General features: G+C 71.7%; 10 protein-coding genes and 1 pseudogene. 3 read left to right on the forward strand and 8 right to left on the reverse strand.

The genetic code is table 11. The annotated features are described in order from the left end of the window. Positions 1-27: 27 nt before the first annotated feature. The 3 genes and pseudogenes from AS594_RS24225 to AS594_RS24235 all read right to left on the reverse strand — a co-directional run bounded on the left by AS594_RS24225 (position 28) and on the right by AS594_RS24235 (position 2336). Positions 28-480 (reverse strand): lamin tail domain-containing protein, encoded by a 453-nt coding sequence (locus AS594_RS24225; protein WP_069928986.1) that lies wholly within the window; start codon positions 478-480, stop codon positions 28-30. 82 nt (positions 481-562) lie between these two features. After that, positions 563-1453: pseudogene (locus AS594_RS24230) on the reverse strand (PhzF family phenazine biosynthesis protein). A 130-nt stretch (positions 1454-1583) separates the two neighbouring features. Further along, positions 1584-2336: an SDR family oxidoreductase gene (locus tag AS594_RS24235; RefSeq protein ID WP_069928987.1), complete on the reverse strand. Its 753-nt coding sequence runs from the start codon at positions 2334-2336 to the stop codon at positions 1584-1586. Between the two features lie 92 nt (positions 2337-2428). On the opposite strand from AS594_RS24235, the gene AS594_RS24240 reads away from it, so the two are divergent. Continuing rightward, positions 2429-4048 (forward strand): alkaline phosphatase D family protein, encoded by a 1620-nt coding sequence (locus AS594_RS24240; RefSeq protein ID WP_069935364.1) that lies wholly within the window; start codon positions 2429-2431, stop codon positions 4046-4048. Between the two features lie 6 nt (positions 4049-4054). On the opposite strand, the gene AS594_RS24245 is transcribed toward AS594_RS24240, so the two are convergent. Next, positions 4055-5059 carry a Gfo/Idh/MocA family protein gene (locus tag AS594_RS24245; RefSeq protein WP_069928989.1) on the reverse strand — a complete coding sequence of 335 codons (1005 nt, stop codon included), beginning with the start codon at positions 5057-5059 and terminating at the stop codon, positions 4055-4057. Positions 5060-5139: 80 nt separating this feature from the next. Between AS594_RS24245 and AS594_RS24250 the strand changes: the two genes are divergently transcribed. Continuing rightward, positions 5140-6501, forward strand: coding sequence for a multidrug effflux MFS transporter (locus AS594_RS24250; RefSeq protein WP_069935365.1), 1362 nt, complete (start codon positions 5140-5142; stop codon positions 6499-6501). Positions 6502-6630: 129 nt separating this feature from the next. Here AS594_RS24250 and AS594_RS24255 read toward each other — a convergent pair whose 3' ends face one another. From AS594_RS24255 to AS594_RS24270, 4 genes are all read right to left on the reverse strand, one after another. Next, the gene (locus AS594_RS24255) at positions 6631-9024 is read right to left on the reverse strand and encodes an ATP-binding cassette domain-containing protein (RefSeq protein WP_069928991.1); all 2394 of its coding nucleotides are present in this window, start codon (positions 9022-9024) and stop codon (positions 6631-6633) included. Between the two features lie 82 nt (positions 9025-9106). Beyond that, a complete protein-coding gene (locus AS594_RS24260; protein WP_069928992.1) occupies positions 9107-9523 on the reverse strand; it encodes a VOC family protein in 417 nt (138 codons plus the stop codon). A gap of 5 nt (positions 9524-9528) precedes the next feature. Further along, positions 9529-9954, reverse strand: a complete 426-nt coding sequence (locus tag AS594_RS24265; RefSeq protein ID WP_069928993.1) for a helix-turn-helix transcriptional regulator — start codon at positions 9952-9954, stop codon at positions 9529-9531. A 116-nt stretch (positions 9955-10070) separates the two neighbouring features. Continuing rightward, the gene (locus AS594_RS24270) at positions 10071-11372 is read right to left on the reverse strand and encodes a hypothetical protein (RefSeq protein ID WP_176742700.1); all 1302 of its coding nucleotides are present in this window, start codon (positions 11370-11372) and stop codon (positions 10071-10073) included. A 131-nt stretch (positions 11373-11503) separates the two neighbouring features. On the opposite strand from AS594_RS24270, the gene AS594_RS24275 reads away from it, so the two are divergent. After that, positions 11504-12547, forward strand: coding sequence for a small ribosomal subunit Rsm22 family protein (locus AS594_RS24275; protein WP_069928994.1), 1044 nt, complete (start codon positions 11504-11506; stop codon positions 12545-12547). Positions 12548-12577 lie beyond the last annotated feature (30 nt).

The raw sequence follows: 12577 nt of genomic DNA on the forward strand, positions 1-12577 counted from the left end.
GTACCGCCGGGCCTGCCCCGCGGTGCGTCAGTGGCAGTACTTCGTGCCGTTGTTGCTGGTGGTCCAGGCGCAGGAGTCCAGCTGGGTGCCGCTCGGCTTGATCAGGCGGGCCTTGTCGCTGGTGTTGTTCCAGACGTACGAGCCCCGGCCCCAGTAGCGGTGGGCCGCCGTGTTGGTGCCCTTGCCCGTGTGGACGCGGACCGTCTTGTACGCGCCGATCCGGTACGAACCGAAGGTGTACGTGTAGCCCGTGTTGTCCTTCAGCTTGTAGCCCTGGAGTTGGATCGCCGAGCGGGTGTTGTTGTGGATCTCCACCCACTCCGCGTTCAGCGAGGTGTTGGTGCGGGTGTCACTGCCCGGGCTGTCGTACTGGATCTTGCCGAGGTGCAGTCCGCCCTGGTGCGCGGCCGCCTGGGCGGGGGTGGCGGCGAGGAGCAGGGAGCCTGCCGCTACGGCAAGGGCGGCGACATGTATGCGCAAGGTGCACTCCGTGTGTGTGAATGGTGAAGAGAACTGGAGTATAGGGGTGCACCTCGCGAAATGGCCCCGTCCGGCCGGGCGTTCACACGTTCGGGCCGTCGGCCGCCTGCTCCGGGATGCGCGCGCCCGCGCCGCCGACCCTGATCCGCCCTTCGCCCGCGCGGAGTTCGACCGTCAGCACCCCTGGGCGTCCCATGTCGTCCCCCTGGTGGAGGGTCAGTACGGACTCCTCGGGGACCAGCCCGCACTCGCGCGCGTACGCCCCGAAGGCCGCCGCCGCGGCGCCCGTCGCCGGGTCCTCGACCACGCCGCCCACCGGGAACGGGTCGCGGACGTGGAACGTCGTCGCGTCCTCGCGCTACACCAGCTGCACCGTCGTCAGGTCCATCCGGCGCATCAGCGCGGCCAGCCGCTCGAAGTCGTACGACAGCTTCGCCAGCCGCTCGCGCGTCGCGGCCGCCAGGACCAGGTGGCGGGCACCCGCGTACGCGACGCGCGGCGGGAACGCGGGGTCCAGGTCGGCGGCGGGCCAGGCCAGCGCGGCTAGCGCCTCCGCCACGTCGGCCCCGGCCACGTCCTCGGTGTGCGGCTCGACGCTGGTGAGGGCGGCCCGGTACGTGCCGTCGGCGCTCGTGGTCACCGTCACCGGGACCGTGCCGGCCCGCGTCTCGAAGACCAGGTCGCCGGGACGGCCGTGGTGCTCGGCGAGAGCCACCGCCGTGGCGACCGTCGCGTGGCCGCAGAACGGGACCTCGGCCTGCGGGCTGAGGTACCGCACGGTGAAGGCCCGTCCGGGCTCCAGCTCCCGCGTGAGGAAGGCCGTCTCGCTGTAGCCCACCTCGGCGGCCACGGCCAGCATGTCCGCGTCGTCGAGCCCGGCCGCGTCCAGGACGACGCCCGCCGGATTACCGCCCTCCGGGTCGGTGGAGAAGGCGGTGTAGCGCAGGACCTCGGTGTCTGTGAATGACTTTATAAGGCGGCCAACGGCGGGCGTGCCCCCGGTGTTCCCGTGATCCGTCCACCGCGAGTCGCGGGTTGTGCCGCCCCAGGTGTCCCCGGCGTGGCGCGGTGTACCCCGGCGCCCCGGCGTGCCCCCGGCTTCCTCAGCCTCGTCCGACGTACGGCATCGCCGTCGCCAGTACCGTCGCGAACTGCACGTTCGCTTCCAACGGCAGCTCCGCCATGTGCAGCACCGTGCGCGCCACGTCCCGCACGTCCATCACCGGCTCCGCCATCAGTTCGCCGCTCGCCTGGAGAATGCCGGCCTGCATCTGCTCCGTCATGTCCGTCGCCGCGTTGCCGATGTCGATCTGGCCGCACGCGATCCGGTACGGCCGCCCGTCGAGCGACAGGGACTTGGTCAGGCCCGTCATGGCGTGCTTGGTGGTGGTGTACGCGATCGAGTGCGGCCGGGGCGCGTGCGCCGAGATCGAGCCGTTGTTGATGATCCGGCCGCCCTGCGGGTCCTGACTCTTCATCTGCCGGTACGCCGCCTGCGCACACAGGAAGGCACCCGTCACGTTCACATCGACGACCGCGCGCCACTCCTCGTACCCGACGTCCTCCAGCGGCACACCGCGCGGCCCGAACGTGCCCGCGTTGTTGAAGAGCAGGTCGACGCGTCCGTAACGCTCCCGCACGGCGGCGAAGAGGGCGTTCACGTCGGCCGGGAGCGACACGTCCGCCGGTACGCACAAGGTCTCGCCGCCCGCTTCCTGCGCGGTCTCTTCCAAGGGCGCGACACGCCGTCCGGCCAGCGCCACCGACCAGCCCGCCCCCGCCAGGGCGAGGGCGACGGCCCGGCCGATGCCCGAGCCCGCTCCGGTCACGACGGCGGTTTTCGTCTGAGGGTTCATGGCCCAGCAGCGTACGTGACACGTACATGAAAGCGTGGCGACGCCCCGTACCACTCCAATACCTCTGACAACAGCCGTTAGGGGAGGGGCAGATGACCAGCACATCGGGCCATGACCAGGAGCTCAGGGCAGCAGCACGGCACATCCACCGCCGCAGGTTCCTCACCGTCACCGGGGCCGCCGCCGCGCTCGCCTTCGCGACAAACCTCCCGGGCACCGCCCAGGCGGCGGAGCTCGACGCGAAGCGGATCACCGACGACCCCTTCACCCTCGGCGTAGCGTCCGGAGACCCGCTCCCCGGGTCCGTGCTCCTGTGGACGAGACTCGCCCCCAAGCCGTACGAGCCGGACGGCGGCCTGCCGCGCGCCCGCGTCCAGGTGCGCTGGGAACTCGCGCACGACGCCCGCTTCCGCCGGACCGTCAGGCGCGGCCACGTCACCGCGCACCCCGAGTTCGCCCACAGCGTCCGCGTCGAGGCCGGCGGGCTGGACCCCGACCGCGTCTACTGGTTCCGCTTCCGCGCGGGCGACTGGACCAGCCCGGCCGGCCGCACGCGCACGGCTCCCGCACGCGGCGCCCGCATCAGCGAGCTGCGGCTCGCGGCCGTCTCCTGCCAGGCGTACCACGACGGCTACTTCACCGCGTACAAGCACCTGGCCGAGGAAGACCTCGACGTGGTCTTCCACCTCGGCGACTACCTCTACGAGTACGCCGTCAACGGCGTGGGCGGCGCCCGCGCCTACACCGACCGCCGCCTGCCCGCGCACTTCAACCGCGAGACGGTCACGCTGGAGGACTACCGGCTGCGGTACGCCCTCTACAAGTCCGACCCGGACCTCATGGCCGCGCACGCCGCCCACCCCTTCGTCGTCACCTGGGACGACCACGAGACGGAGAACAACTACGCGGGCGGGACGCCGGAGAACGACGTACCGCCCGAGGAGTTCCTGCTGCGCAGGGCGGCGGCGTACCGCGCCTACTGGGAGAACCAGCCGCTGCGCGCCCCGCAGCGCCCCGACGCGGCCGACATGCGGCTCTACCGGCGGCTGCACTTCGGGCGGCTCGCGCAGTTCGACATCCTCGACACCCGCCAGTACCGCTCCAACCAGGCGTACGGCGACGGCTGGCAGCTCCCCGGCCCCGAGTCCGAGGACCCGTCGCGCACCATGACCGGCGCGGAGCAGGAGCGGTGGCTCATCGACGGCTGGCGCGAGTCGCGGGCGCTGTGGAACGTCGTACCGCAGCAGGTCACCTTCTCCCGGCGGCGCACCGTGGGCGACCCCAAGGTCAGCATGGACGCGTGGGACGGCTACCCGGCCTCGCGCAGGCGGGTGCTCGACGGGGCGGAGGCGGCGGGCGTCGACAACCTCATGGTGCTCACGGGTGACGTCCACGTCGCCCACGCCTTCGACCTGAAGAAGGACTTCGAGGACCCGGACTCGCGCACCGTCGGCACCGAGTTCATCACCACGTCCGTGTCCAGTGGCAAGGACGGGGCGCAGCGGCCCGCCAACTACGACCGCCTGATGCAGGGCAACGCGCACCTGAAGTTCTGCGGCGGCAGGCGCGGCTACACGACGGTCACGCTCGGCGGCGACGCGGCGCGCGCGGACTTCCGTACGGTGTCGGCGGTCACGACGCCGGGCGCGCCGGTCACGACGGCGGCGTCGCTGGTGACGGAGGCGGGAAACCCGGGTCTGAAACCCGCTTGAACCGTGTCACGCCTCGTCCGCCGGATAGCGGACGCCGACGCGGTCGCGCACCGCGTCGAGCGTCCGCATGACGGCGAGGCTGCCGGCCAGCGGGACGAGCGGCGACTCCTTCTCGCCGGCCCGCAGGCAGCGCATCACCTCGGCGGCCTCGTACCGGAGGCTGTGACGGCTGTCGACCCCGGCGGTGAACTCCTCGGGCTCCGCCCCGTTCCGGTGCAGTACGAACCGGTCGGGGTAGAAGAAGCCGCGGCCCAGCTCGATCCGGCCCTTCGTCCCCGTCACGGCCGCCGTGATGGGGGTGTCGGCGGTGAGGGAACAGCTCAGCAGCGCCGTCGCGCCCGCGTCCCATCCGAGCAGCATGCCGGTGTTCAGGTCCACGCCCTCGGGCGACAGCAGCGCGTCCGCCTGTACGCGGTCGGGCTCGCCCAGCAGCAGGTGCGCGAACGACACCGGGTACACGCCGAGGTCCAGCAGCGCCCCGCCGCCGAGCGCGCGGTCACGCAGCCGGTGCTCGGGGGCGAAGGGCCCGGCGAGTCCGAAGTCGGCCTGTACGGTGCGCACTTCGCCGATCGCGCCGTCCCGGACCAGCTCCGCGAGGCGCCGGACGACCGGGTTGCAGTACATCCACATCGCCTCCATCAGGAAGCGGTCGTGGTGCCGGGCCGCGGCGACCAGTTCCTCTGCCTCGCGGGAGTTGAGCGTGAACGCCTTCTCGCACAGCACCGCCCGGCCCGCCTCCAGGCACAGGCCGGCGGCGGCCCGGTGCGCGGAGTGCGGGCCCGCGACGTACACGACGTCGACGTCCTCGTCCGCGGCGAGCTCCGCCCAGCTTCCGTACGCCCTGGGTATCCCGAACCGCTCGGCGAACGCCTTCGCGGTCGCGAGCGTGCGCGAAGCCACCGCGACGACCTCCGCGCCGTCGGTCTCCCGCATCGCCAGCAGGTCCGCGGTGAACGACGACGCGATGCCGCCCGTGGCCAGCACGCCCCACCGTACGGTTTCCTTGCGCATCCCAGCCCCCGGGGAAAAGGTCTCGACCACTCTGGACGAGCTGAGAGCATAGGTGCAGATTCAACGAAATGGAGATGCGAATGCCGGAGACAGGCCAGTCGACGCAAGGTCACATATCCGGCGCTGGGGACAAATCGGGAGCTTCGACTCCGTCATCACCCGCATCTCCGGCCCCACCGGCAACTCAGCCCCCGCTCTCCACTCCGTCCCCAGCCCCGGCCGGCTCCGCCCCCGCGGCCCGTCGCGCGAGCCTTCTCGTCACCCTCGTACTCGGCGGGCTGACCGCGCTGCCCCCGCTCTCCATGGACATGTACCTCCCGGCTCTGCCCGAGGTCACGGAATCCCTGCGCGCGCCCGCCGCCACCGTGCAGCTCACACTGACCGCCTGTCTGGCCGGCATGGCGCTCGGGCAGCTCGTCGTCGGCCCGATGAGCGACCGGTTCGGCCGCCGCAGGCCGCTCCTCCTCGGCATGCTCGTGTACGTCGTGGCCACCGCGATCTGCGCCTTCGCTCCCTCCATCGAGCTCCTGATCGCCTTCCGCCTGCTCCAGGGGCTCGCGGGGGCGGCGGGCATCGTGATCGCGCGCGCTGTCGTCCGTGACCTCTACGACGGTGTGGAGATGGCCCGGTTCTTCTCCACGCTGATGCTGATCTCCGGGGTGGCGCCGGTCATCGCGCCGGTCATTGGCGGCCAGGTGCTCCGCCTCACCGACTGGCGGGGCGTCTTCGTGGTCCTCACCGCCGTCGGTGTCCTGCTGACGCTGGTGGTGTGGAAGTGGCTGCACGAGACACTTCCGGCGGACCGGCGGCACGGGGGAGGCGTCGGCGAAGCGCTCCGTACGATGCGCGGCCTGCTCGCGGACCGCGCCTTCACCGGCTACGTACTGGCCGGCGGCCTCGCCTTCGCGGCCCTCTTCGCGTACATCGCGGCTTCCCCCTTCGTGGTGCAGGAGATTTTCGGCGCCTCCGCCCAGACCTTCAGCCTGCTCTTCGGCATCAACTCGGTCGGCCTGATCGCGGTGGGCCAGATCAACGGCAAACTGCTGGTGGGCCGGGTCAGCATGGACAAGGTCCTGGCGACGGGCCTGTCCCTCATCGCGCTGGCCTCCCTCGCCCTCCTCCTGATGACCACCGGGGTCTTCGGCGAGACCGGGCTGATACCGGTCGCCGCCGGCCTCTTCGTCCTGATGTCGTCGATGGGCCTCGCCCTGCCCAACACGAACGCCCTGGCACTGATGCGCACCCCGCACGCGGCGGGCTCGGCGTCCGCCCTGCTCGGTACGTCGTCCTTCCTGATCGGCGCGATCGCGTCCCCCCTGGTGGGCATCGCGGGCGAGGCGACGGCGGTCCCGATGGCAGTGGTCCAACTGAGCTGCGCCCTGGCGTCCCTGACGTGCTTCGCGGTGATGTGCCGGCCGTGGCGGCGAACCCTGTTCGTGTGACAGCACCGGCCGGACGGTGGCGGCGTGCCGCCCGACGGCCCGACGGCCCGACGGACGGGACGAGTCCGACCCGTGGGACGACTTCCCACAGGGGGAGGACTCGCCCCACAGGTCCGCGCACGCCCCCCGTCAGGCGCCGACGTAGGCCGCGAGGTGCTCGCCGGTGAGGGTGGAGCGGCCGGCGACGAGATCGGCGGGCGTGCCCTCGAAGACGACCTTGCCGCCGTCGTGACCCGCGCCGGGGCCGAGGTCGACGATCCAGTCGGCGTGGGCCATGACCGCCTGGTGGTGCTCGATGACGATGACCGACTTGCCGGCGTCGACCAGGCGGTCGAGCAGGGCGAGCAGGTGCTCCACATCGGCGAGGTGGAGGCCCGTGGTCGGCTCGTCCAGGACGTAGACGCCGCCCTTGTCGCCCATGTGCGTGGCGAGCTTGAGCCGCTGGCGCTCGCCGCCGGAGAGAGTCGTGAGGGGCTGGCCGAGGCTGAGATAGCCCAGTCCCACCTGGTCCATCCGCTCGAGGATCCGGTGCGCGGCCGGTGTACTCGCCTCGCCGGCCGCGAAGAACTCCGCGGCCTCGGTCACCGACATCGCGAGCACCTCGCTGATGTCCCGGCCGCCGAGGGTGTATTCGAGGACCGACGGCTGGAAACGCCTGCCCTCGCAGTCCTCGCAGACGGTTTCGACGCCGGCCATCATCGCCAGGTCGGTGTAGATGACGCCGGCGCCGTTGCAGTTGGCGCAGGCGCCCTCGGAATTGGCGCTGAACAGAGCCGGCTTGACGCCGTTGGCCTTGGCGAACGCCTTGCGGATCGGGTCGAGCAGCCCGGTGTACGTCGCCGGGTTGCTCCGCCTCGAACCGCGGATGGGCGCCTGGTCGACCGAGACGACACCCGCCCCGGCGGGGATCGAGCCGTGGATCAGCGAGCTCTTGCCGGAACCGGCGACGCCCGTGACCACGCAGAGCACCCCGAGCGGGATGTCGACGTCTACCTCGCGCAGGTTGTTCGCCGTCGCGCCCCGGATCTCCAGCGCGCCGGTGGGCTCGCGTACCGTCTCCTTGAGGGTGGCCCGGTCGTCGAGGTGGCGGCCGGTGACGGTGTCGCCGGCCCGCAGCGCCTCGACGGTGCCCTCGAAGCAGACGGTGCCGCCGGCCGTTCCGGCGCCGGGGCCGAGGTCGACCACGTGGTCGGCGATCGCGATCGCCTCCGGCTTGTGCTCGACGACGAGGACCGTGTTGCCCTTGTCCCGCAGCCGCAGCAGCAGGTCGTTCATCCGCTGGATGTCATGGGGGTGCAGGCCGATGGTGGGCTCGTCGAAGACGTAGGTGGTGTCGGTGAGCGAGGAGCCGAGGTGGCGGATCATCTTGACGCGCTGCGCCTCGCCGCCCGACAGCGTGCCCGACGGCCGGTTGAGCGAGAGGTAGCCGAGGCCGATCTCCACGAACGAGTCGAGAGTCTGCCGAAGCGCGGTGAGCAGCGGCGCCACCGACGGCTCCTTGAGACCGCGTACCCATACGGCCAGGTCCCGGATCTCCATCGCGCAGGCGTCGGCGATGCTGATCTTCTTGATCTTCGACGACCGGGCCCCCTCGCTGAGCCGGGTGCCGTCGCACTCGGGACAGGTGGTGAAGGTGACCGCACGTTCCACGAAGGCCCGGATGTGCGGCTGCATCGCCTCCTTGTCCTTGGACAGGAACGACTTCTGGATCTTGGGGATCAGCCCTTCGTAGGTGAGGTTGACACCATTGACCTTCACCTTGGTCGGCGCGCGGTAGAGGAAGTCCTGCATCTCCTTCTTGGTGTACTCGCGGATCGGCTTGTCCGGGTCGAGGAAGCCCGACTCGGCGTAGATCCCCACGGTCCACACGTTGTCGGACTTCCAGCCCGGGATGGTGAACGCGCCTTCGGCGATCGACTTGGTGTCGTCGTAGAGCTGGGCGAGGTCGATGTCGGAGACCGAGCCCCGGCCCTCGCAGCGCACGCACATGCCGCCGGTGCGCTCGTACGTCGCCTTCTCGGCCTTGGTCTTGTTGCCGCGCTGGACGGTGATCGCGCCGCTCGCCCGGACCGAGGCGGTGTTGAAGGAGTACGCGCTGGGCGGGCCGATGTGCGGCTTGCCCAGCCTGCTGAAGAGGATGCGCAGCATCGCGTTGGCGTCGGTGGCGGTGCCCACGGTGGAACGGGGGTCCGCTCCCAGCCGCTGCTGGTCGACGATGATCGCGGTCGTCAGTCCTTCGAGCACGTCGACCTCGGGCCGCGCGAGGGTCGGCATGAAGCCCTGCACGAAGGCGCTGTAGGTCTCGTTGATCAGCCGCTGCGACTCCGCGGCGATCGTGCCGAACACCAGCGAGCTCTTGCCCGAGCCCGAGACGCCGGTGAACACCGTCAGCCGGCGCTTGGGGATCTCGACGCTGACGTCCTTGAGGTTGTTGACGCGCGCGCCGAGTACGCGGATCAGATCGTGGCTGTCGGCAACGTGCGGCGCGGGCGACGGCGTACCCGTCTTCGTGGCCCTGCTCATCGTGACTCCATCTGTGGGGCGGGGCCGCCTCGCGGTCTCCCTGGTCGGGGTAGCGCCCGGCGCACGCGCACGGGACCGGAGCTCATCGCTTGCGGGGCTGGTTGAAGCGCAGCATGTTGCCGGAGGGATCGCGGAAGGCGCAGTCGCGGACGCCGTACGGCTGGTCGACGGGCTCCTGGAGCACTTCGCCGCCCGCCGCGCTGATGCGCTCGAAGGTGGCGTCGACGTCGTCGGTCCTGAAGATGACGCCGCGCAGCAGACCCTTGGCGAGCAGTTCCGCCATCGCCTTCTTGTCGGCGGCCGAGGCGTTGGGGTCCGCGAGCGGGGGTTCGAGGACGATGTCCACATCGGGCTGCGACGGCGAGCCGACGGTCACCCAGCGCATCCCCTCGAACCCGACGTCGTTGCGCACCTCCATGCCGAGGACGTCCCGGTAGAAGGCGAGGGCCTCGTCGTGGTGGTGGACGGCGATGAAGCACTGCGAAAGCGTGATGTCCATGCGTTTCACGTTACGGGCGGGGGCTCGCGTTTCGCTTCTCCATTCCTGACCGGTCGCGTGTAGATCTTGGCGACGCAGGCGGGGACGGCGGCGCCGTCGTCATGGCGGCGGGCCCGGTACGAACTCGGGCTCTCGCCGACCAGTTCGGTGAACCGCGAGCTGAACGAACCCAGTGACGTACAGCCGACCGCGAAGCAGACCTCCGTCACCGTCAGGTCGCCCCGCCGCAGCAGCGCCTTGGCGCGCTCGATCCGCCGCGTCATCAGATAGCTGTACGGCGACTCCCCGAAGGCGGCGCGGAAGCTGCGGGAGAAATGGCCCGACGACATGAGGGCGTCGCGCGCCAGCGCCGGAACGTCGAGCGGCTGGGCGTAGTCGCGGTCCATCCGGTCACGGGCCCGGCGCAGCCGGACGAGGTCCTCCAGATTCACGTGACCACCCTCCCACAGCACCGCGCGCCGGTGACGGCGCGGAGGAGGACCGGGCGCCCCGGCGCGGGCGGCTCCCGGCCCGCCGACCGCTCGCGTCCCCCGGACCGCCCCCGCTCTCAGTCCCGGCGCGCGTACGCGATGAGGTGGTGGCGGTCCTTGCGGTCCGTCCAGGGGAACAGGGCCGTGGCTGCCACCTCCACCGCCGGGACGTGCACGTTCGCCGGCAGTGCCGTCGGCCGGGACGTCGGGAGGTCGGCCGACACGGGCGTGCGCGTCGCCGTGGTGCCGTACGCGATGCCCGTGTCCGTCACCACCGTCAGCGACAGCGGCTTCGTGCCGTCCGCCTCCTCGAAGCAGTGCCCGGCCCCTGTCTCCAGGTCGAAGCCCAGACTCCCCGCCACCATGTACCGTCCCTCCGGCGCCACCGCCGCGGGCGGGTACGTACCCGGCTCTATGGCCGGCTTCCGGCACTCGGCCCTCGCCAGCACCTTCCCCGTCGTCGCGTCGTGCACGGCCCACACGTCGTAGTCGGCCGCGCCCTCGCTGCCCCGCTTCTTGCGCCACTTGGCGAGAACCCGCCCGTCCGCCACCGCCGTCGGCACCCCCGAAGCCGCGTCCGTCCCGCCGGGCGCGGTCTTGCGGCTGTGCCAGCCGCCCCGTACCCAGAACTCCCGGCGGCCGCTCACCAGCAGCCCCTTGTCCGTCACCGCCCGCACCTGCGTCTGCACCCGGCAGTCCCCGCAGCCCTTCGGGTGGCGGAGGTCCTGCGGGGTGAAGCGGGTCACCTGGCCCGTCACCGGATCGACGACCGCGCTCAGGGCGCCGCCGTCGCTGACGAGGATGCCGGGGCCGGTCCCGTTCACGGTCGGCGGCTGCGCCCACGGCAGCTCGACCCGACGCTGCGTGCCGTTCTCCACGTCGTACACGTCGAGCGCCACGATCATGTCGGCGGCCGTCAGCGCGTCCTCGCCGACCCTGCCGTACGACCAGGTCACGAAGAACTCGCGGCCGTCCTTGGCCACGGTCAGCAGCCGGGGGAAGTGCGCCGGATCGGACAACGGCTGCCACGCGTCGCCCGTCCACCGCGTCCTGCCGCTCGCCGCGTCGACGGTCCGCAGCCGGAAGCGGGTCGCGGACACGCGCTCCAGGAACCCCACGCGTCCCGCGCCCTTCGCGACCGCGTGCTCCACGGACGCGCCGGTGACCTCCCAGCCCCGCGTGGTGGTGTACGCCGGCGGAACGTCGAGCCGCGTCGCCGGCCCGGCCGCCGCGCTTGTCCTCTTCGCGGGTTCCGGCGCCCCGGGCGGCTTACGCTTCCCGTCGCCGCCGCTGTCGCCACCGCACGTGGCCAGCAGGAGCAGTAGCGCCAGGACGATCACACCGGCCACCAGAGCCACACGTACGACCCGCTGTCCCATGGTCCCCCCGAGGGTCAAGTCAAGGGCGTCAGCGTAGCAACCGGCTCTGGCGGGACATCAGTTCAGCCGCACGCCGCCGCGGCCCGACCGGGACGTCCGCGACGTACTCCGAAAGTGCCTAAAATTCGACAGTGAACTCCACCCTCCCCACCGCGGAAGCCCTGCGCGGCGCACTCGCCGGACTTCTCGACGGGCTGCCGCCCAAGCAGGCGGCGCAGGCCGTCGAGCGGCTGATCGCGAACTACCGGGGGACCACCCCCACCGGTGCCCCCGTGCTCCGCGACCGCTCGGACGTCGCCGCGTACGCCGCGTACCGGATGCCCGCCACCTTCGAGGCGGTACGTTCCGCGCTCGCCGCGCTGCGCGACGCGGCCCCGGAGTGGACCCCGGCGACGCACACGGACATCGGCGGCGGTACCGGCGCGGCGACGTGGGCCGTGGCGGAGGCGTGGCAGGAGAAGGCGGCCAGTACGGTCGTCGACTGGGCCGAGCCGGCCCTCGCGCTCGGCCGGGAACTGGCCGAACTCTCCGGGTCCCCCGCCCTGCGCGCCGCGGCCTGGCAGCGCTCTCGTATCGGATCGGCGCTCCGGATCGAGAGCAGTGATCTCGTCACGGTCTCGTACGTCCTGAAGGAACTCACCCCCGCCGACCGCGCCTCGCTCGTCACCGAGGCCGCCCGCGCCGCGCAGGCCGTCGTGATCGTGGAACCCGGCACCCCCGACGGCTACCTCCGCGTCATCGAGGCCAGGCAGCAGCTGATCGACGCCGGCCTGAGCGTCGCCGCCCCCTGTCCGCACAGCGGCGCCTGCCCCATCGAGCCCGGCACGGACTGGTGCCACTTCTCGGCGCGGGTGAGCCGCTCCTCTCTCCACCGCCAGGTCAAGGGCGGCTCGCTGCCGTACGAGGACGAGAAGTTCAGCTACGTCGCCGCCGTGCGCGACGGGGTGGACGCGGACCCGGCGGCCAACCGCGTGATCCGCAGACCGCAGATCCGCAAGGGCATGGTCCTGCTGGAACTGTGCGCGAAGCCGGAGGAACTCACCCGCGAGACGGTCACCAAGAAGCGCCACGGCGACCTCTACCGCGCCGCCCGCGACGTCGACTGGGGCGACGCGTGGCCCCCGCCGGAAGCCGGACGGCAAAAGGGCAGCGGACCGAGCGCCGCTGAGCGCTGATCCGCCGCCTGGAGGTTCAGGGAAGGGTTT

It is taken from the genome of Streptomyces agglomeratus (assembly GCF_001746415.1).
GTDB classification, from domain to species: Bacteria; Actinomycetota; Actinomycetes; order Streptomycetales; family Streptomycetaceae; genus Streptomyces; species Streptomyces agglomeratus.

What these genes read in the sequence shown, in the direction of transcription:
- AS594_RS24255 (WP_069928991.1), bottom strand. Translation starts at nt 9,024, where the DNA reads ATGAGCAGGGCCACGAAGACGGGTACGCCGTCGCCCGCGCCGCACGTT.
- AS594_RS24235 (WP_069928987.1), bottom strand. Translation starts at nt 2,336, where the DNA reads ATGAACCCTCAGACGAAAACCGCCGTCGTGACCGGAGCGGGCTCGGGC.
- AS594_RS24270 (WP_176742700.1), bottom strand. Translation starts at nt 11,372, where the DNA reads ATGGGACAGCGGGTCGTACGTGTGGCTCTGGTGGCCGGTGTGATCGTC.
- AS594_RS24260 (WP_069928992.1), bottom strand. Translation starts at nt 9,523, where the DNA reads ATGGACATCACGCTTTCGCAGTGCTTCATCGCCGTCCACCACCACGAC.
- AS594_RS24250 (WP_069935365.1), top strand. Translation starts at nt 5,140, where the DNA reads ATGCCGGAGACAGGCCAGTCGACGCAAGGTCACATATCCGGCGCTGGG.
- AS594_RS24240 (WP_069935364.1), top strand. Translation starts at nt 2,429, where the DNA reads ATGACCAGCACATCGGGCCATGACCAGGAGCTCAGGGCAGCAGCACGG.
- AS594_RS24245 (WP_069928989.1), bottom strand. Translation starts at nt 5,059, where the DNA reads ATGCGCAAGGAAACCGTACGGTGGGGCGTGCTGGCCACGGGCGGCATC.